Below are 258 nucleotides of genomic sequence, written 5' to 3' on the forward strand. Positions count from 1 at the left end.
TTTCTTGCTTTCTTATCCAGTTTTCAAGGTACAAGTTAAAAATCTTCTTGGTGGAGCCAAGCGGGATCGAACCGCTGACCTCCTGCTTGCAAGGCAGGCGCTCTCCCAGCTGAGCTATGGCCCCATAATATCCCCAAAAAGTGACGTTTAAGACTACTTTTTGAATGGGTTTAAGTTGTTATGGTGGGCCTTAGTGGACTCGAACCACCGACCTCACCCTTATCAGGGGTGCGCTCTAACCAGCTGAGCTAAAGGCCC

The 258-nt window shown here is 49.2% G+C and carries 2 tRNA genes; both read right to left on the reverse strand.

Going from position 1 to position 258, the window contains the following annotated elements:
- Positions 1 to 48: 48 nt before the first annotated feature.
- A tRNA-Ala gene (locus KJS52_RS27135) sits at positions 49 to 124 on the reverse strand.
- 57 nt (positions 125 to 181) lie between these two features.
- Positions 182 to 258: transfer RNA gene (locus KJS52_RS27140), tRNA-Ile, on the reverse strand.

This window comes from Paenibacillus montaniterrae, assembly GCF_018403185.1.
Classification (GTDB): Bacteria; Bacillota; Bacilli; order Paenibacillales; family Paenibacillaceae; genus Pristimantibacillus; species Pristimantibacillus montaniterrae.